The organism is Candidatus Arsenophonus nilaparvatae (genome assembly GCF_045346035.1).
Taxonomy (GTDB): Bacteria; Pseudomonadota; Gammaproteobacteria; order Enterobacterales; family Enterobacteriaceae; genus Arsenophonus; species Arsenophonus nilaparvatae.
On record NZ_CP158507.1, the window covers coordinates 1,557,638 to 1,574,518 of the forward strand.

At 38.5% G+C, this 16,881-nt stretch carries 19 protein-coding genes and 4 pseudogenes; 19 read left to right on the plus strand and 4 right to left on the minus strand.

Going from position 1 to position 16,881, the window contains the following annotated elements:
• The first annotated feature begins 8 nt into the window (after positions 1-8).
• The 8 genes and pseudogenes from WH390_RS07500 (at position 9) to WH390_RS07535 (ending at position 5,112) form a co-directional block, all read left to right on the plus strand.
• Positions 9-233: a hypothetical protein gene (locus tag WH390_RS07500; protein WP_032116489.1), complete on the plus strand. Its 225-nt coding sequence runs from the start codon at positions 9-11 to the stop codon at positions 231-233.
• A 2-nt stretch (positions 234-235) separates the two neighbouring features.
• Complete coding sequence (locus tag WH390_RS07505) at positions 236-517, plus strand: major capsid protein (protein ID WP_238565709.1); 282 nt, start codon at positions 236-238, stop codon at positions 515-517.
• A complete protein-coding gene (locus WH390_RS07510) occupies positions 465-2,087 on the plus strand; it encodes a hypothetical protein (RefSeq protein ID WP_406850543.1) in 1,623 nt (540 codons plus the stop codon). The genes WH390_RS07505 and WH390_RS07510 overlap by 53 nt, the downstream gene beginning before the upstream one ends.
• Positions 2,088-2,099: 12 nt before the next feature.
• Entirely contained in the window at positions 2,100-2,387 is a 288-nt protein-coding gene (locus WH390_RS07515; protein ID WP_032116491.1) for a DUF2523 family protein, read from the plus strand.
• A 3-nt stretch (positions 2,388-2,390) separates the two neighbouring features.
• Positions 2,391-3,419, plus strand: a pseudogene (locus WH390_RS07520) (zonular occludens toxin family protein).
• Positions 3,416-3,799: a hypothetical protein gene (locus WH390_RS07525; protein WP_406850544.1), complete on the plus strand. Its 384-nt coding sequence runs from the start codon at positions 3,416-3,418 to the stop codon at positions 3,797-3,799. The pseudogene WH390_RS07520 and the gene WH390_RS07525 overlap by 4 nt, the downstream one beginning before the upstream one ends.
• A 34-nt stretch (positions 3,800-3,833) precedes the next feature.
• A complete protein-coding gene (locus tag WH390_RS07530) occupies positions 3,834-4,631 on the plus strand; it encodes a type II secretion system protein GspD (protein WP_406850545.1) in 798 nt (265 codons plus the stop codon).
• 202 nt (positions 4,632-4,833) lie between these two features.
• A complete protein-coding gene (locus tag WH390_RS07535; protein ID WP_032116493.1) occupies positions 4,834-5,112 on the plus strand; it encodes a hypothetical protein in 279 nt (92 codons plus the stop codon).
• Positions 5,113-6,006: 894 nt separating this feature from the next.
• Here the strand turns inward: WH390_RS07535 and WH390_RS07540 are convergent.
• Both WH390_RS07540 and WH390_RS07545 read right to left on the minus strand, forming a co-directional pair.
• Entirely contained in the window at positions 6,007-6,240 is a 234-nt protein-coding gene (locus WH390_RS07540) for a hypothetical protein (protein ID WP_032114835.1), read from the minus strand.
• A gap of 106 nt (positions 6,241-6,346) precedes the next feature.
• Entirely contained in the window at positions 6,347-6,679 is a 333-nt protein-coding gene (locus WH390_RS07545; protein ID WP_032116486.1) for a helix-turn-helix domain-containing protein, read from the minus strand.
• A gap of 166 nt (positions 6,680-6,845) precedes the next feature.
• On the opposite strand from WH390_RS07545, the pseudogene WH390_RS07550 reads away from it, so the two are divergent.
• The 10 genes and pseudogenes from WH390_RS07550 (at position 6,846) to WH390_RS07595 (ending at position 13,506) form a co-directional block, all read left to right on the plus strand.
• Positions 6,846-8,080: pseudogene (locus tag WH390_RS07550) on the plus strand (phage/plasmid replication protein, II/X family).
• A 20-nt stretch (positions 8,081-8,100) separates the two neighbouring features.
• Entirely contained in the window at positions 8,101-8,394 is a 294-nt protein-coding gene (locus tag WH390_RS07555; RefSeq protein WP_032116488.1) for a hypothetical protein, read from the plus strand.
• Between the two features lie 9 nt (positions 8,395-8,403).
• Positions 8,404-8,565, plus strand: coding sequence for a hypothetical protein (locus WH390_RS07560; RefSeq protein WP_406850546.1), 162 nt, complete (start codon positions 8,404-8,406; stop codon positions 8,563-8,565).
• Between the two features lie 64 nt (positions 8,566-8,629).
• Entirely contained in the window at positions 8,630-8,911 is a 282-nt protein-coding gene (locus tag WH390_RS07565) for a major capsid protein (protein WP_238565709.1), read from the plus strand.
• A complete protein-coding gene (locus WH390_RS07570; protein ID WP_406850543.1) occupies positions 8,859-10,481 on the plus strand; it encodes a hypothetical protein in 1,623 nt (540 codons plus the stop codon). The genes WH390_RS07565 and WH390_RS07570 overlap by 53 nt, the downstream gene beginning before the upstream one ends.
• 11 nt (positions 10,482-10,492) lie before the next feature.
• Positions 10,493-10,780, plus strand: coding sequence for a DUF2523 family protein (locus WH390_RS07575; RefSeq protein WP_032116491.1), 288 nt, complete (start codon positions 10,493-10,495; stop codon positions 10,778-10,780).
• Positions 10,781-10,783: 3 nt separating this feature from the next.
• Positions 10,784-11,812 (plus strand): annotated as a pseudogene (locus tag WH390_RS07580) (zonular occludens toxin family protein).
• Positions 11,809-12,192, plus strand: coding sequence for a hypothetical protein (locus tag WH390_RS07585; RefSeq protein ID WP_406850544.1), 384 nt, complete (start codon positions 11,809-11,811; stop codon positions 12,190-12,192). Before WH390_RS07580 ends, WH390_RS07585 begins: the two are co-directional and overlap by 4 nt.
• Before the next feature lie 34 nt (positions 12,193-12,226).
• Entirely contained in the window at positions 12,227-13,024 is a 798-nt protein-coding gene (locus WH390_RS07590; protein ID WP_406850545.1) for a type II secretion system protein GspD, read from the plus strand.
• 203 nt (positions 13,025-13,227) lie between these two features.
• Complete coding sequence (locus tag WH390_RS07595) at positions 13,228-13,506, plus strand: hypothetical protein (RefSeq protein WP_032116493.1); 279 nt, start codon at positions 13,228-13,230, stop codon at positions 13,504-13,506.
• 807 nt (positions 13,507-14,313) lie between these two features.
• On the opposite strand, the gene WH390_RS07600 is transcribed toward WH390_RS07595, so the two are convergent.
• Positions 14,314-15,195 (minus strand): M10 family metallopeptidase C-terminal domain-containing protein, encoded by an 882-nt coding sequence (locus WH390_RS07600; protein ID WP_406850547.1) that lies wholly within the window; start codon positions 15,193-15,195, stop codon positions 14,314-14,316.
• 343 nt (positions 15,196-15,538) lie between these two features.
• Positions 15,539-15,709: pseudogene (locus WH390_RS07605) on the minus strand (isocitrate/isopropylmalate family dehydrogenase); the annotation flags it as partial.
• A 160-nt stretch (positions 15,710-15,869) separates the two neighbouring features.
• Here WH390_RS07605 and WH390_RS07610 point away from each other — a divergent pair.
• Entirely contained in the window at positions 15,870-16,673 is an 804-nt protein-coding gene (locus WH390_RS07610) for a KilA-N domain-containing protein (protein ID WP_032115208.1), read from the plus strand.
• Positions 16,674-16,881: the final 208 nt, after the last annotated feature.

Sequence of the window (16,881 nt, forward strand, 5' to 3'; positions counted from 1 at the left end):
TGATCGCTATGGCTACTCCGGAAAATAATATTGTCGGTGAGATTTGTTCGAAAGTCACGAATGACTGCCAAACTATTGAATTGACGATAAAAGAGTTGCCATATCAGGAACTCCTTAATATTGATTATTCAGTCGCGGCACAATTTTGGGGGATTCCTTTTACCTCGGTAATCGGACTTTGGTTATTTTCCAAAGGTCTTGGTGCAGTAATTAATATGTTTAAAGGTGTTTAATTATGTTGACTAAATTAGGTTTAAATAAGTTTTTTAACAAACTTAATCTACGCACTTTATATTTAAGTGTAGGTATTGGTTTATTCGGTGCTTTTAGTTCTGCAATGTCATTTGCAGAAGCCGCAACAGGGACAGGTACGGCTATTGATTACACGCAATTAACGAACTCCCTTAATTTTAATTCTGTCATGACGGGTATTTTAGCCGTTGCAGGCGGTCTGATTGCCGTTTATGCAGGCATGGCAGGCGTTAAGTGGGTTTTACGTATGGTACGTGGTGCGTAACAAGGAGAGGGGCAAATTAATGCCCCTTTATATCGATGCTGACAATCGGATTTTATTTTCTGTGTTTTTTGTGGGGGCTGTTATGTGCCTGGGCAGTCATACAAGGGTTGGATTGATATATTTTTTCTATTTTGCCGTTTTATCTGTTTTTTATCCTGTTTTAGTAAGCGCAAGTTCTATTGCTGTTAATCATTCACTGTCTAATAAATATCCATTTTATGCTTACGAAAATAGTCAATATTATGAGGGTCATGATAGACGTTCGATAGCATTACGCGCGTTTGAGGATGAGAAAGTAAAAAAAGCCGGCGTGGTTTATTGTATGCCTTCGCGTTCTTGCAAATTTAAAAAAATCACTTCGATTTCTGATGTGGGTATTTTTAATAATGTTCGGGTGGATTATGTGGGTACAATTATTGGTGGTTTAGGTGATACATTAGAAGGCGCAGGATTTTATACCGTTTCAGTTCGCGAGAATGATAATTTTGATAAATCTAAATCGGATGATGCAATTGAAAAATCCACTCCGGAAGAAATTTGTAAGAAGAAACCGCCTTTATCCGGCTCTCAAAGTGGCGTTAGGAGTATTTCAGGTGAACGTTATATTTATGTTGACGGTTGTGAGTATATAGCCACGGGTGATGTGCTTATTTGTTTTGATAAAAGCGATATTTGTAATGCAACATCTTGGAAACCGACAGGGGAAGTAGCAGAAGGTAAAGGTTATGGTAAAACGAATAATAACGATGAGACGACGTTAGCCCATTCCTTTTGTGCGTCTCAGTATGGTACTTATGGCTCGATTGGCTCTTCAGATGAGTTTGTTGTGACGGACAGATGTAAACCCGTTTTTAAAGAGGATAAATTTTTAGGTTGGGTGGGTAGTGGTGCTTATTCTGATATGAATAATCCGCCTGATTTTCCTGATACGGGAATATTTAGTGTTGTACCTAATCCCGATTATGCCATTTCAGATTCGGCTTCTGCTAAAGATAAGGTGGAATATAATCTTAATTATTTAGCGCTTCATCCTGATTTGGATTTAGCTAGATATCCGTTACCTGTTTATTCTGATTTACCGCTTTCTTCACCGTCAGGGAGTGGTTCAATAAATTTAGGGAGTACAGCCCATTCCGTTGATGCAGGTTCGAGTATTGCAGGAAGTTTAGTGAATACCGAGAGTGCCACGCATTCATTGTCTTCATCCGGAACCAGTCAATCGGGTGTCAGTTCATCTTCGGGTGCTTCTTCAAATTTTGGGCAATCTTCTGGTTCAAAAGGTAATGGTCAGGGAACCGATTTATCGCATCCCGATAATAATGAACCGGATTTAGATTCACCCACCGCAGAATCGGTATTATCGCCATTACAGAATCTCTTTCCTTTTTTGAAAAATTTTAATTTACCAGAACGAGCAGCGTCATGCCCAGTAGCGACTTTTGAGGTGTTTGAGCAGCATTTTGTCATTGATGCTCATTGTACCTTGTTTGAAAGCATTCGTGGTTTGTTAACCCTGTTTTCAATGATTATCTGGTCATTTCTGGGATTACGGATTGTATTGTCTTCTTAAGGGGATTAAGTGATGTATGCCTTGATTGTATCCGCATTTAATTTTTTATTAGGGTTCGTTTTTAGAACGCTGGCCATTAAATTTATTGTGTTTTCGGCGCTGTTTTTAGTGGTTACTGAATTTGTCCCCGTTTTATTAGCTTTACTACCCACGTCAACGAATTTGCCGGAGTTGATTGGTCAACTGCCTGATAGTGTCTGGTATTTTATGAATCTGTTTGCCGTGATAACGGGGATGAAGATTGTGATTTCGGCTTATCTGACCCGTTTTATTGTGCGCCGTATTCCGGTGATAGGGTGATGTATGGCGATTTCAGCTTATGTCGGTATTCCAAGAAGCGGTAAATCTTACGAAGTAGTTTGTAACGTTATTATTCCGGCTTTTATGAAAGGTCGCCGGATTGTGACGAATATCTACGGCATTTCAGCAGAAAAAATCAGGGTTTATTGTCTTGATAAAAAGAAAGCCGATGAATATCAATTAGGTGAGATTATCTGCGTTGATAATGAACAGGTTAAAAAGGCTGATTTTTTTCCATTTAAAACAGAAACGGGTATCGCAGAAGACACCTTTTGTCAGGCAGGTGATTTAATTTGCATTGATGAAGCGTGGCGAATTTGGGAAAACGACAAGATACCGCAACAACATCGCTCATTTATTGCCGAACATGGTCATTTTGTTAATATAGAAGGTGTTACCTGTGATTTAGTGGTATTAAATCAGTCGGTGGCTAATTTACCGCGTTTTATCAAAGACCGGATTGAGACGACGTATAAAATGACCAAATTGGTGGCGTTAGGGTTACGTCATCGCTATCGGGTCGATGTTTATTCAGGGATTAAACTGTTTAAAAATAATCGCACTTCATCTTATCAGTGCAGTTATGACAAGGTGATTTTTCCACTTTATCATTCTTATGAAGGGGGGCAAGGACAAGAGCAGGTGGTGGATAAGCGCCAGAGTATTTTTAATCAATCTAAATTCTGGTTATTAACATTAGGACTGTTGTTGCTGGTCATAGCCTCCGTTTATTTTCTTTATCAATTTTTTGGTGGTAACGGGATAACGCCCAAAAATCGGCCTGTCTCTGAATCAGTTGATAAATCAGTGACTACCCAAAAATCACATCAAAATCCGTCGCCACAAAATTTATCCACTTAATGGCGTATTGCGGGCAAAATTAGTCAGCGTGGTCAGGCGTGGGTGGTGTTACTTAATCAGCAGGGGCAGATTCGACTTGAGCCATTATCGCAGTTTCGTTTTTATGGTTTGCGGATGACGGGCAACATTGACGGTGAGGTTGTCACAACCTATTCGGGAGGCATGAAATGAAAAGGGCATGGATAGGGGTGTTGTTAACGGTAAGTCCCTTGTTAATGGCTAAAGGCGTGATGATGGAACTGGATAACGTGCCTTTACCGCAAGCGTTGAATGTGCTTTATCGACAGGTTTTTGAACGTCCGTTTATGTTATCGCCAGAATTAATCAATGACCCTCGTAAAGTGACTTTTCGTATTACGCCAGAAATTGATGAACGGGCTTTTATTAAGCGTTATTTGAATAATTTACAGATTGCCATTCATGAACGTAATGGGATTGATTATTTAGTTTTTTACGCCAAAAACACCCACAGTAATCAGGGAAACCTATGTTTATCAGCCCCGTTATCGCTCAGTATCGTATTTATCGGATTTATTACGCAGCCAGTTTGATGGTAATTTTAATTCGTCTCGTAGTGGTATTTCAGTGGGGCAAATCGCACCAGAAAAAGCCGTGGCGGGGACGGCTTCGGATTTTCTGAACCGGACAGGGGATGTACTGGTTTATTATGGTACTAAAGCCGATATTGCCCGATTAAAAATATTGTTACCTAAAATCGATACTGTAACGGATGAAGTGGTGGTTTCTGCCTATGTCTTTGAGGTACAAACCGCTGAGCGTAATGGGTCAGGCTTGGCATTGGCTGCCAAATTGGTTTCCGGTAAATTTAATGTTGGTATCGGTAAAGAGGCAGGATTTGATAATTTTGTTCGCTTTAATTTAGGTTCATTAGATGCGTTATATGAATTGTTCCGTACTGATAGCCGTTTTCATGTGGTGAGTTCACCTAGATTAAGAGTGAAGAATGGGGCGCAGGCATCATTTTCTGTCGGCTCAGATGTGCCTGTATTAGGTAAGGTAAGTTATGCTGATAATAAGCCTGTCCAGTCGATAGAATATCGCTCTAGTGGGGTAATTTTAAATGTACGTCCGCAAATCCGGCAACAGGGTGTTGATTTAACCATTGACCAGCAATTATCAAATTTTGCTAAAACTGAAACGGGTGTCAATAACAGTCCAACGTTGATTAAACGCCAGGTCAATACGCAAGTGAGCGTTGCCGATGGTGATATTATTTTGTTAGGCGGTTTGGCTGAAAATAAAGTAACCGAAGCGGATACCGGATTTTCGTTTTTGCCGAAGGGCTGGTTTACCAGTGCTTCGACAGAAAATAATAAAACCGATATTTTAGTGATTTTACAGGTGAAGAAGGTTCAACGATGAAGGCAGGCAGCGTACCACAGCGTTAGCGAGGAACGCTGCCTTGCATGAAGAGGCAAACCGACGTAGCCGGTAAGAAAATAGAACGCCGGTTTTGTTGTATTACATGTTGTTTGTTAAGCGTTAAGTTATTTTTTTGGCGCTGTATAGCCAGACTCCATATCTGACTACACAGCTATCACATAAACCTTATAAGGAGGTCTATATGACTGTGTTCGATCCTACTCAATATCCAGAGTTACGCAATCTTTTTCCTGAATTAACGCCAGTGCAGTTTGAAACGGCACTGTTATTTGCTTTTGGTATTCCACAAAAAGAAATCTCAGTGTTGCGTTCAGTGGCGTATAAAGTGGTGAGACAGACGATAACAGAAGCCAGAATGAAATTTGAGCCAGCGTCATTGACGGGATTATTAACGGTATTTCATGTTCGTTTAGTGTTATTTGCTTTGTATGATAGCCAACAACGCATTCGTAAGACATAAAAAAGCGGATTAGTCTAGGTGCGTTAAATGCACCTAGGGTATTTTATTCGATGAGATAATATCGATTTGGTATTAGGTCATAACTTCTAAAATTAATCGTAAATACCGCCACTTCTGATTTTGAGTCGCATCACACCATATCAGGAAACCCGCTACTTTTATGGCGGGCTTTTTTTATGTTTTAAAATGTCCGTCAGGACATGTAAGGCGGCAGATTGAAATCGCAAAGATAACCGACTGCAAAACCGCCGAAGCCAGGGGGGGACTTATCGGGTAGCAAGGAACCCCCGCGTTAGCGTTCCTGCCAAGCCATCTTTTTACGATAAATAAAGCGACTCAGCAGTTTGAGGGTCGAAGACAAGCGAATCGTTTAGCGACAGATTGATTTTTTTATTTGCTTTTGTTTATTGTTTAATTTCATGCTAACTCAATAAAATTAATATTCCGTAAAATGCCATTAAGGTTCGCACAATATTTACTCAATAAAATTAATATTCCGTAAAATGCCATTAAGGTTCGCACAATGTACAATGCCGTTATGTTGAATAGCCGTCTGCGAAAATATCTCCTCGCAGACGGCGGCCATTTATACATAACGCTATTGTGCGAACCTGCGGTTATGTCGATCTAGGTAGCCTGACTTGACGCTAAGTCCAAATAGGGGGTTTTTGATTAGTGGAACAACCGCAATATCGAATTTATCAGGTTCTGGTAACAATTCTCTACTTATCAATCACGAGTTTCGCACCAATAAAAAAACGCTCTATTTTTACGTCTAATTCAGCATAATATATAAATAGAAAAAATCTCATAAATTAAAAACAACTTATTGTAATTTAAGTAAATTTATACCTCTTAGTAAGTTACAGGTTAATCATTGTTTTGACGCCATTTCTAGAATTTTATATGTCCGTGCGAAACTCGTGTCAATGCGGGAAGTTTTGTATCTTCAAAATAGGCTACTTCAAGATTATCCGTATAAATAAGCATTCCAAACTCATTTTCTCTCATTGTCACAAAGCGGCGATTAACTGTATTAAACAGGGTATAACCGATAACGTCAGGGTTATTTTTTCTAAATTCAATTTCTAGTTCTTTTAGTTGTTTTATTATTTTTTTCTTTTCCATTTACATTAGCCATTTGTTAATTAAATGTTACATAATCAAGAGTACATGACTCTTTAATTATGTACTCTTGTGCGGAATCCGCATTATTTTACATATTTTATTATGTTTATTGATTTTTATTTAACATTTCTTCAGCTTGATTTATCAGACTCATACCTTTACTTATTTTTTTGATTACTTCTTGATCTTCTAATGGCAAGTTATTTATTACTTTTATTAAATAATTAGTGTCAGTTGATTTTTTATTATAGATAAGCTCATCAACTGAACAATTTAAAGCGGTGCTGATTGCGATAATTGATTGAATAGTTGGATTTTTTTGTTCATTTCTTTCTATCTTTGATAATTGAGAGAATGATATTTGTGTTTTTTCGGCTAACTCTTCTCTAGTCATTCCTAAAGCTTCTCTCCTTGTTCGTATATTATCACCTATAGCCATAAAAATTCTCTCTTGTGAGTCATTTATAGAAATAATAACTTATTTATGAATAGTAAGTTGACTATTTAAAGATAGTTGACTATATATAATCACTATTAGTATTCATAGAGTGGTTATTATGATTGATCTTCTTGAGCTTCAGATTCCATTTAAAGATGAGTATGTGATGAGAACATCTCGTGATAGGGAGCATGGAGGAGGCTCTATCGATTTTATGCAGATTGCTAAATTAAGTGGGGTTCGGTTGTCTGCTCGTGATGTGGAATTTGAAATAAAAGGGGATTTATCTGTTCAGGGATTAGCGCATCCTTTTGAATCGTTACCAACGCATTTTGCCAGTTTGGGCATGAAAATTTATCAGGGAACTCATTTGATTTTCCCGCGTGTCAATCTTAAGGCTTCACCCGCCAAGCTCTTACAGGGGCATAATGTATTTGGTTCAACCAATATTGCATTATGTGGCTTGGAGTTAATGACTAATTTAGCGGTTTCCATGCCACATCTTTTTAATTTGTTAGATGTCGAGAATAGCGAAGTTTCTGAGCTTCATACAACGTTATCAGTAAGATTACCAACGGAAAGTATTTGTAAGCAGGTGATTGCTTATTTTAAGAATATCAGTCATGGACAAACCAAAGCCACGAAATCAAACGATCATGAATCCACCGTTTATTTTAATCGTGGTTCTAAACACAGGGAATTGTGTATTTATTACAAAGCGCTTGAACTGGCAAAACGTTTTGGTGAAATACAAAGAAAATTACGGGTTAATCCCAATGATGAGGTGTTGCTTAATCAGTTTGCGATTTTAAATAATAAACGTTTGACGGATTTTGCCAATAACCTGTTGAGATTAGAAGGGCGATTAAAAAAACGTTTTTAAAAGATAATCAGATTCCGATTAATTTTTCTGCGCTTTGCCTTTATCAACAACAATATGAACGTAGTGGGGCTAATTTAATTTACGATCTGTGGATGAAAAGTTTTGATGATTTGTTGACGGCACTGAGGGGAATGGAAATGAATATTTATGATGACGAACATATTTTTGAACGATTAAAATCTCATTATTATTCTACCACGCCAAAAGGCAACATTTCCTATGCTAAAGCTCAACGGATATTTGGTTTTTATCGTCGTTTAGTTAATGAAGGTTATTTAAATGTTTTTAATTCTCTGGCAAGAAGAACATTTTATGATAATTTAACTTTATTAACGAATATTGGCCTCAGCAAATCACAATTACAAAATCTCACCGGCGATAAATCTAACGTCATTCCCTTTTATAAAGTTATCCATATCGATTTTTCTCAACAACGGCCTGACTGGTATGTCGAGCCAGTGAGTGTTTTTGAACGTCAGAATACTATTTATCCATTTAAACAAGTTGCAAACGCTTAAATCAAGAAAGGTGAACCATTATGGCTGCATTGCCCTTATATCAAACAGTGATTAGTGGAAAAGTGACCCGTATCAGTACGTCTAATGATGGACATGTTTATACCACCGTTATTTTACCCGCACCTGATCCTTATTCTAAACCGCCGGTTGTAAAAATTCGTTCTAAACGGCGTGTGGGGGCGATTGATTCAGAAGTGAATGAATTGGTTTGCCGAATTTCCGGTTTTGAACGTTCGTTTAGATATCACGATAAACAGACAGGGCAACCCTTAACGGGGCATAACGTTGAAATGTTTCTCGATTTAGTGGAATAGGTGATCGCTATGGCTACTCCGGAAAATAATATTGTCGGTGAGATTTGTTCGAAAGTCACGAATGACTGCCAAACTATTGAATTGACGATAAAAGAGTTGCCATATCAGGAACTCCTTAATATTGATTATTCAGTCGCGGCACAATTTTGGGGATTCCTTTTACCTCGGTAATCGGACTTTGGTTATTTTCCAAAGGTCTTGGTGCAGTAATTAATATGTTTAAAGGTGTTTAATTATGTTGACTAAATTAGGTTTAAATAAGTTTTTTAACAAACTTAATCTACGCACTTTATATTTAAGTGTAGGTATTGGTTTATTCGGTGCTTTTAGTTCTGCAATGTCATTTGCAGAAGCCGCAACAGGGACAGGTACGGCTATTGATTACACGCAATTAACGAACTCCCTTAATTTTAATTCTGTCATGACGGGTATTTTAGCCGTTGCAGGCGGTCTGATTGCCGTTTATGCAGGCATGGCAGGCGTTAAGTGGGTTTTACGTATGGTACGTGGTGCGTAACAAGGAGAGGGGCAAATTAATGCCCCTTTATATCGATGCTGACAATCGGATTTTATTTTCTGTGTTTTTTGTGGGGGCTGTTATGTGCCTGGGCAGTCATACAAGGGTTGGATTGATATATTTTTTCTATTTTGCCGTTTTATCTGTTTTTTATCCTGTTTTAGTAAGCGCAAGTTCTATTGCTGTTAATCATTCACTGTCTAATAAATATCCATTTTATGCTTACGAAAATAGTCAATATTATGAGGGTCATGATAGACGTTCGATAGCATTACGCGCGTTTGAGGATGAGAAAGTAAAAAAAGCCGGCGTGGTTTATTGTATGCCTTCGCGTTCTTGCAAATTTAAAAAAATCACTTCGATTTCTGATGTGGGTATTTTTAATAATGTTCGGGTGGATTATGTGGGTACAATTATTGGTGGTTTAGGTGATACATTAGAAGGCGCAGGATTTTATACCGTTTCAGTTCGCGAGAATGATAATTTTGATAAATCTAAATCGGATGATGCAATTGAAAAATCCACTCCGGAAGAAATTTGTAAGAAGAAACCGCCTTTATCCGGCTCTCAAAGTGGCGTTAGGAGTATTTCAGGTGAACGTTATATTTATGTTGACGGTTGTGAGTATATAGCCACGGGTGATGTGCTTATTTGTTTTGATAAAAGCGATATTTGTAATGCAACATCTTGGAAACCGACAGGGGAAGTAGCAGAAGGTAAAGGTTATGGTAAAACGAATAATAACGATGAGACGACGTTAGCCCATTCCTTTTGTGCGTCTCAGTATGGTACTTATGGCTCGATTGGCTCTTCAGATGAGTTTGTTGTGACGGACAGATGTAAACCCGTTTTTAAAGAGGATAAATTTTTAGGTTGGGTGGGTAGTGGTGCTTATTCTGATATGAATAATCCGCCTGATTTTCCTGATACGGGAATATTTAGTGTTGTACCTAATCCCGATTATGCCATTTCAGATTCGGCTTCTGCTAAAGATAAGGTGGAATATAATCTTAATTATTTAGCGCTTCATCCTGATTTGGATTTAGCTAGATATCCGTTACCTGTTTATTCTGATTTACCGCTTTCTTCACCGTCAGGGAGTGGTTCAATAAATTTAGGGAGTACAGCCCATTCCGTTGATGCAGGTTCGAGTATTGCAGGAAGTTTAGTGAATACCGAGAGTGCCACGCATTCATTGTCTTCATCCGGAACCAGTCAATCGGGTGTCAGTTCATCTTCGGGTGCTTCTTCAAATTTTGGGCAATCTTCTGGTTCAAAAGGTAATGGTCAGGGAACCGATTTATCGCATCCCGATAATAATGAACCGGATTTAGATTCACCCACCGCAGAATCGGTATTATCGCCATTACAGAATCTCTTTCCTTTTTTGAAAAATTTTAATTTACCAGAACGAGCAGCGTCATGCCCAGTAGCGACTTTTGAGGTGTTTGAGCAGCATTTTGTCATTGATGCTCATTGTACCTTGTTTGAAAGCATTCGTGGTTTGTTAACCCTGTTTTCAATGATTATCTGGTCATTTCTGGGATTACGGATTGTATTGTCTTCTTAAGGGATTAAGTGATGTATGCCTTGATTGTATCCGCATTTAATTTTTTATTAGGGTTCGTTTTTAGAACGCTGGCCATTAAATTTATTGTGTTTTCGGCGCTGTTTTTAGTGGTTACTGAATTTGTCCCCGTTTTATTAGCTTTACTACCCACGTCAACGAATTTGCCGGAGTTGATTGGTCAACTGCCTGATAGTGTCTGGTATTTTATGAATCTGTTTGCCGTGATAACGGGGATGAAGATTGTGATTTCGGCTTATCTGACCCGTTTTATTGTGCGCCGTATTCCGGTGATAGGGTGATGTATGGCGATTTCAGCTTATGTCGGTATTCCAAGAAGCGGTAAATCTTACGAAGTAGTTTGTAACGTTATTATTCCGGCTTTTATGAAAGGTCGCCGGATTGTGACGAATATCTACGGCATTTCAGCAGAAAAAATCAGGGTTTATTGTCTTGATAAAAAGAAAGCCGATGAATATCAATTAGGTGAGATTATCTGCGTTGATAATGAACAGGTTAAAAAGGCTGATTTTTTTCCATTTAAAACAGAAACGGGTATCGCAGAAGACACCTTTTGTCAGGCAGGTGATTTAATTTGCATTGATGAAGCGTGGCGAATTTGGGAAAACGACAAGATACCGCAACAACATCGCTCATTTATTGCCGAACATGGTCATTTTGTTAATATAGAAGGTGTTACCTGTGATTTAGTGGTATTAAATCAGTCGGTGGCTAATTTACCGCGTTTTATCAAAGACCGGATTGAGACGACGTATAAAATGACCAAATTGGTGGCGTTAGGGTTACGTCATCGCTATCGGGTCGATGTTTATTCAGGGATTAAACTGTTTAAAAATAATCGCACTTCATCTTATCAGTGCAGTTATGACAAGGTGATTTTTCCACTTTATCATTCTTATGAAGGGGGGCAAGGACAAGAGCAGGTGGTGGATAAGCGCCAGAGTATTTTTAATCAATCTAAATTCTGGTTATTAACATTAGGACTGTTGTTGCTGGTCATAGCCTCCGTTTATTTTCTTTATCAATTTTTTGGTGGTAACGGGATAACGCCCAAAAATCGGCCTGTCTCTGAATCAGTTGATAAATCAGTGACTACCCAAAAATCACATCAAAATCCGTCGCCACAAAATTTATCCACTTAATGGCGTATTGCGGGCAAAATTAGTCAGCGTGGTCAGGCGTGGGTGGTGTTACTTAATCAGCAGGGGCAGATTCGACTTGAGCCATTATCGCAGTTTCGTTTTTATGGTTTGCGGATGACGGGCAACATTGACGGTGAGGTTGTCACAACCTATTCGGGAGGCATGAAATGAAAAGGGCATGGATAGGGGTGTTGTTAACGGTAAGTCCCTTGTTAATGGCTAAAGGCGTGATGATGGAACTGGATAACGTGCCTTTACCGCAAGCGTTGAATGTGCTTTATCGACAGGTTTTTGAACGTCCGTTTATGTTATCGCCAGAATTAATCAATGACCCTCGTAAAGTGACTTTTCGTATTACGCCAGAAATTGATGAACGGGCTTTTATTAAGCGTTATTTGAATAATTTACAGATTGCCATTCATGAACGTAATGGGATTGATTATTTAGTTTTTTACGCCAAAAACACCCACAGTAATCAGGGAAACCTATGTTTATCAGCCCCGTTATCGCTCAGTATCGTATTTATCGGATTTATTACGCAGCCAGTTTGATGGTAATTTTAATTCGTCTCGTAGTGGTATTTCAGTGGGGCAAATCGCACCAGAAAAAGCCGTGGCGGGGACGGCTTCGGATTTTCTGAACCGGACAGGGGATGTACTGGTTTATTATGGTACTAAAGCCGATATTGCCCGATTAAAAATATTGTTACCTAAAATCGATACTGTAACGGATGAAGTGGTGGTTTCTGCCTATGTCTTTGAGGTACAAACCGCTGAGCGTAATGGGTCAGGCTTGGCATTGGCTGCCAAATTGGTTTCCGGTAAATTTAATGTTGGTATCGGTAAAGAGGCAGGATTTGATAATTTTGTTCGCTTTAATTTAGGTTCATTAGATGCGTTATATGAATTGTTCCGTACTGATAGCCGTTTTCATGTGGTGAGTTCACCTAGATTAAGAGTGAAGAATGGGGCGCAGGCATCATTTTCTGTCGGCTCAGATGTGCCTGTATTAGGTAAGGTAAGTTATGCTGATAATAAGCCTGTCCAGTCGATAGAATATCGCTCTAGTGGGGTAATTTTAAATGTACGTCCGCAAATCCGGCAACAGGGTGTTGATTTAACCATTGACCAGCAATTATCAAATTTTGCTAAAACTGAAACGGGTGTCAATAACAGTCCAACGTTGATTAAACGCCAGGTCAATACGCAAGTGAGCGTTGCCGATGGTGATATTATTTTGTTAGGCGGTTTGGCTGAAAATAAAGTAACCGAAGCGGATACCGGATTTTCGTTTTTGCCGAAGGGCTGGTTTACCAGTGCTTCGACAGAAAATAATAAAACCGATATTTTAGTGATTTTACAGGTGAAGAAGGTTCAACGATGAAGGCAGGCAGCGTACCACAGCGTTAGCGAGGAACGCTGCCTTGCATGAAGAGGCAAACCGACGTAGCCGGTAAGAAAATAGAACGCCGGTTTTGTTGTATTACATGTTGTTTGTTAAGCGTTAAGTTATTTTTTTTGGCGCTGTATAGCCAGACTCCATATCTGACTACACAGCTATCACATAAACCTTATAAGGAGGTCTATATGACTGTGTTCGATCCTACTCAATATCCAGAGTTACGCAATCTTTTTCCTGAATTAACGCCAGTGCAGTTTGAAACGGCACTGTTATTTGCTTTTGGTATTCCACAAAAAGAAATCTCAGTGTTGCGTTCAGTGGCGTATAAAGTGGTGAGACAGACGATAACAGAAGCCAGAATGAAATTTGAGCCAGCGTCATTGACGGGATTATTAACGGTATTTCATGTTCGTTTAGTGTTATTTGCTTTGTATGATAGCCAACAACGCATTCGTAAGACATAAAAAAGCGGATTAGTCTAGGTGCGTTAAATGCACCTAGGGTATTTTATTCGATGAGATAATATCGATTTGGTATTAGGTCATAACTTCTAAAATTAATCGTAAATACCGCCACTTCTGATTTTGAGTCGCATCACACCATATCAGGGAAACCCGCTACTTTTATGGCGGGCTTTTTTTATGTTTTAAAATGTCCGTCAGGACATGTAAGGCGGCAGATTGAAATCGCAAAGATAACCGACTGCAAAACCGCCGAAGCCAGGGGGGGACTTATCGGGTAGCAAGGAACCCCCGCGTTAGCGTTCCTGCCAAGCCATCTTTTTACGATAAATAAAGCGACTCAGCAGTTTGAGGGTCGAAGACAAGCGAATCGTTTAGCGACAGATTGATTTTTTTATTTGCTTTTGTTTATTGTTTAATTTCATGCTAACTCAATAAAATTAATATTCCGTAAAATGCCATTAAGGTTCGCACAATATTTACTCAATAAAATTAATATTCCGTAAAATGCCATTAAGGTTCGCACAATATTTATTATTTTAAATATAATAACCGTTGTTTAAAAATAGTCGCGAAGCTACTGCTTTACTTGTTATAGCAACCACAAATTGCCGAACACAGTTCAAAGTCACAAACTACAATCAAATAGCCAGCAGCAAAAACAGCCGTCATGTGCGCCCCATAAAAAAGAGCGGCTTATTGCCACCCGTAATGATTGGGATAATCTTGTTATCCTATTTTAATTTCTCATATAAACTGTAAATTTTATAACTTCAGGTAAAATTCTGGTTGTTATATTTTAGAAGTTCCTTAAGTCACGATATCCGCTATCGGATTAATTTCTCCGATAATTTCGATTAGAAAGTCCGCTTTTCCATCTCCATTATAATCAAGCATTAGGCTGGTTAAATTTTCTGATTGATTATAATCAACTATCATTTCATTTTTTTGGTTAGAAAAGTGATTTACTTGCTTAATTTCGATAGTATTACCTTTAATTTTACTAAGGGCAGAAATATCAATTGTATCGCTACCAGTCTCAAAATCGATTATTTTATCTGGCGAACCGAACATCGAATCATCTATTTGATAATAAAGAAAAACATCCTTTCCGCTGCCACCTGACAGGTTATCGCTTCCTTCATTACCATTAATGACATCATTTCCATCATCACCATATATGGTATCGCCTCTTTCACCACCTGATATGCAATCGTTTCCTTCATGACCATTAATGACATCATTTCCATCATCACCATATATGGTATCGCCTCTTTCACCACCTGATATGCAATCGTTTCCTTCATGACCACTAATGACATCATTTCCATCATTACCATATATGTTATCGTCTCCTTTACCACCTGATATGTAATCATCTCCTTCATTACCATTAATGACATCATTACCATCATTACCATATATGATATCGTCTCCTTTATCACCAGATATGTTATCATTTCCATTTCCACCATAAATGGTTTCTCCTTTTTCAGTACCAGAAATGACATCATCTTCTTGGCCACCTAATATCGCATCATGTCTTAAAGTACAAAGGGCGCCAGCTTCTCTATTATTAATAACAATTCTCATGTGATCTTCTAAACAACTATCTAATATGTCGTTTGTTATTGTTCTACCTAACAAGGTCACATCGCTAACATTATGTTTATTGTCTGAATTAGATGTCATCGAATATTCTTCCTATTTATCAATAAAATTTAAATTACATAAGTAATATTAAGTCAAAATTAAAATTTGGCATGTTGGAAAAATTGTTAATAACCAATGATTAAAAATTCAACAATAATAGTGTGTGCTGCACAAAAAAACCGCTTATTTTTTGCGCGCCGTTGCAAAAATCTGATAATGGTAGATTAGCTATTATTTTTTACCGAAGGAATAAACAAGAATTTCGTGGAAAAGAGTGGCAAATCATTACCGTCTAATTGTTCAGTTTTAGGGAACACAATAATAGCTCACAAATTAAATGGGAACCGTTAAGTTCCCGTGATTAATTCAGCAAAGCATAAAATTACATATGATTGATCACTGCATCACCAAACTCACTGCATTTCAATAGTTTAACACCTGGCATTAAACGCTCAAAATCATAGGTGACGGTTTTGGCAGCAATCGCCCCTTGCATGCCTTTAATAATTAAGTCAGCGGCTTCTGTCCAACCCATATGGCGTAACATCAGTTTTCAAAAAATAATTTAACTTATTGATTAGTAATATAAAAATAAAAATTTTCTAAAGCTTTACTGCCTTTAATTTACCTTTATAAGTATTTCATTTACCTAATAATACCCTTAGTTTTGGGGAATAAAATTTAACCATTCGTTTCATTACGGAGAAATAGTTATGTCTAAATTAGTTGTTATCGAAAATACCGTTGTTCGTCAAGATGCTTTCAGGCGGTATTGTCTGAATGATTTACATCGTGCTGCCGTTGCACAAGGTAAAGCGACAGAATCGCAACGGCCTTCTGTGTTTCTCAGAAGTGAGGGTATCAGCGCTTTTGCACAAAAAGTAAGCGAAGCATCGCAGAGTGCTTCGGTCAATATTATCAAAGGTGGCCTTGAATCTGGCAGCTGGGCAGTTGAAATTATCGCCATTCGATATGCAGCATGGATAGACCCCTATTTTGAGGTTCAGGTCTACGAACGGTTTCGAGATTCGGTAAAAAGCAATAACGGCGTACTTGTCGAAAAAGTACAAGCTGGCTTAGCAATGATCGCTTTTTACAAGCAGGAGCTGCCTATCGCCCCTTCTGGTCTACTTGGCGCAATGAAAAAATTGCAATCTTCACTTGGGATGCCGGATATATTGCCCACTTATGCCATCGATGCTCCAGAAGGCAGCTTGACAGTATCAAGCGAAGTGACACATTCTTTTACGGAGCTTTTACTACTGCATGGTAAGCCTTACAGCCCACCATCCGGCTTTAAGCGTCTGCAATTATTAGGTATTGTTGAACGTAAATCGCGCCCAAGCAGTAAACATCCTGACAAGGAAAAATTATTCTGGTCACTGACAGAAAAGGGATTACAGTTTGGTAAAAATTTGACTGACCCAAACCATCCCCGGCAGACTCAGCCTCATTTCTATGATAGCCAATTTCCAAGATTGCTAAGCGTGATGATGAACGGAATTGCAGCTTCATAATAAAAACATTGACATTTTAAATCACTATTGACGAAAGAAGAAATCATGCGCTATAGTTTACTTGCATCTAATAAATCAGATGTCGGGATTAGCCTCTCGCTGGAATACCGTGTCGTAAATTGACACGCATTAGCGTGTTTTTTTATGCGCCTTAGTCCACTTCTATGGTGGCTCAGGTAGGGGAACCGTAAGGTTCGCCGGTACGGTA

What these genes read in the sequence shown, in the direction of transcription:
- WH390_RS07565 (WP_238565709.1), top strand. Translation starts at nt 8,630, where the DNA reads ATGTTGACTAAATTAGGTTTAAATAAGTTTTTTAACAAACTTAATCTA.
- WH390_RS07575 (WP_032116491.1), top strand. Translation starts at nt 10,493, where the DNA reads ATGTATGCCTTGATTGTATCCGCATTTAATTTTTTATTAGGGTTCGTT.
- WH390_RS07515 (WP_032116491.1), top strand. Translation starts at nt 2,100, where the DNA reads ATGTATGCCTTGATTGTATCCGCATTTAATTTTTTATTAGGGTTCGTT.
- WH390_RS07610 (WP_032115208.1), top strand. Translation starts at nt 15,870, where the DNA reads ATGTCTAAATTAGTTGTTATCGAAAATACCGTTGTTCGTCAAGATGCT.
- WH390_RS07555 (WP_032116488.1), top strand. Translation starts at nt 8,101, where the DNA reads ATGGCTGCATTGCCCTTATATCAAACAGTGATTAGTGGAAAAGTGACC.
- WH390_RS07600 (WP_406850547.1), bottom strand. Translation starts at nt 15,195, where the DNA reads ATGACATCTAATTCAGACAATAAACATAATGTTAGCGATGTGACCTTG.
- WH390_RS07540 (WP_032114835.1), bottom strand. Translation starts at nt 6,240, where the DNA reads ATGGAAAAGAAAAAAATAATAAAACAACTAAAAGAACTAGAAATTGAA.
- WH390_RS07525 (WP_406850544.1), top strand. Translation starts at nt 3,416, where the DNA reads ATGAAAAGGGCATGGATAGGGGTGTTGTTAACGGTAAGTCCCTTGTTA.
- WH390_RS07570 (WP_406850543.1), top strand. Translation starts at nt 8,859, where the DNA reads ATGCAGGCATGGCAGGCGTTAAGTGGGTTTTACGTATGGTACGTGGTG.
- WH390_RS07585 (WP_406850544.1), top strand. Translation starts at nt 11,809, where the DNA reads ATGAAAAGGGCATGGATAGGGGTGTTGTTAACGGTAAGTCCCTTGTTA.
- WH390_RS07560 (WP_406850546.1), top strand. Translation starts at nt 8,404, where the DNA reads ATGGCTACTCCGGAAAATAATATTGTCGGTGAGATTTGTTCGAAAGTC.
- WH390_RS07595 (WP_032116493.1), top strand. Translation starts at nt 13,228, where the DNA reads ATGACTGTGTTCGATCCTACTCAATATCCAGAGTTACGCAATCTTTTT.
- WH390_RS07500 (WP_032116489.1), top strand. Translation starts at nt 9, where the DNA reads ATGGCTACTCCGGAAAATAATATTGTCGGTGAGATTTGTTCGAAAGTC.
- WH390_RS07535 (WP_032116493.1), top strand. Translation starts at nt 4,834, where the DNA reads ATGACTGTGTTCGATCCTACTCAATATCCAGAGTTACGCAATCTTTTT.
- WH390_RS07505 (WP_238565709.1), top strand. Translation starts at nt 236, where the DNA reads ATGTTGACTAAATTAGGTTTAAATAAGTTTTTTAACAAACTTAATCTA.
- WH390_RS07545 (WP_032116486.1), bottom strand. Translation starts at nt 6,679, where the DNA reads ATGGCTATAGGTGATAATATACGAACAAGGAGAGAAGCTTTAGGAATG.
- WH390_RS07510 (WP_406850543.1), top strand. Translation starts at nt 465, where the DNA reads ATGCAGGCATGGCAGGCGTTAAGTGGGTTTTACGTATGGTACGTGGTG.